Origin of the sequence: Aneurinibacillus danicus (assembly GCF_007991215.1) — a bacterium.
Lineage (GTDB): Bacteria > Bacillota > Bacilli > Aneurinibacillales > Aneurinibacillaceae > Aneurinibacillus > Aneurinibacillus danicus.
The window spans coordinates 1-1,044 of the sequence record NZ_BJXX01000279.1 but is presented as its reverse complement, the minus strand read 5'-3'; the positions used below and the strand labels follow the sequence as shown (position 1 = coordinate 1,044).

General features: G+C 36.2%; 2 protein-coding genes. Both read right to left on the bottom strand.

Annotated elements, in window-relative coordinates:
- Positions 1–8: 8 nt before the first annotated feature.
- On the bottom strand, positions 9–419 hold the full coding sequence (locus ADA01nite_RS21740) for a hypothetical protein (protein ID WP_146812508.1): 411 nt from the start codon (positions 417–419) through the stop codon (positions 9–11).
- A 302-nt stretch (positions 420–721) separates the two neighbouring features.
- Positions 722–1,044, bottom strand: a 323-nt coding sequence (locus ADA01nite_RS21735) for a helix-turn-helix domain-containing protein (protein WP_146812507.1), incomplete at its 5' end; no start/stop codon positions are given.

The following is a 1,044-nucleotide window of genomic DNA, read 5'->3' as shown; positions in this document are numbered from 1 at the left end:
CTTCTTATTCAAACTACAATATGATTCGCTACTTTTTCCAACTCACTCAGTACCTTTTCTCTGCTTTCCTGCGCTTTTTCCATCTTTTCAACTTTTTCTTTTAGCCACGGGATAATTTCTTGAATTGCATTCCAGAATTTAGGTCCCTTCATTTCTGCTACTTCTCCAATTGAATTTAGCTCATAGAAATAAGCCTCTTCACTGCGATCTTTATAATGAAATCCTATTCGTTCTCCATCTCGTTCTCGATATTCACTTCGAAAATATAGATGATCGTTGACTCCATGCGTTGTGCATCCTTGAATTTCATTCAGATAGTCGGCTAATGTTTCTTCCAGTTCAACCAGTAATTCAATCGCTTTTTCCCGACGTTTCTTCTCTGCTTCTGTTAGTTGTTCCAAACGTGCTACAATGTCCATTTGTTATTTCCTCCATTTTTATGTTCTTTGTTATCGCCGTGAAATAGAAAAGAATCACTTACACGGCAATCCATGAAGTGATTCTTTTCAGTCCTTAGAGGTATACTATGTTTGTTTGATACTTATAAGAAACTATGTTTCAAATCCTTATCAAAGGTAAATTATCAAGTACTTATCTCTATATCTAGTATACCCCGTCTTTTCAAAAACACGCCTTAAATCTTAGGTTTTTTCAAAAAAATTTTCTATGAATCTGTTCAAATGCAAAAAGGCAGTAGAATACTCTACCGCCCTCTCTCTTTCTATTTGTCAGTTTCTTTTTGGTAGTGAAGAACTTTAAACAACTCTACCATATTAAGTAAGGCCCTTAAATCCTCGCCTTCTAACTTTTTTGTCTCTCCTTTTAGACGAATGATAACCTCAAGAATCGGCTCACATGTAGGAATATTCTTTTGAACTACAGATACATCACCAATTTTGTTGGTTATAGATTCCCCCAAAAGCAAGTAATCACATGATGTATCAAAAAATTTTGCTAGTTTCACAATAATATCCATACACGGTTCCCGTCTCCCAAGCTCGTAGCTTGTATAAGCCGCCCTATGTACTCCAATGGCCCGGGCAA

Coding starts and splice junctions, on each gene's coding strand:
- ADA01nite_RS21740 (WP_146812508.1), bottom strand. CDS start 419: ATGGACATTGTAGCACGTTTGGAACAACTAACAGAAGCAGAGAAGAAA.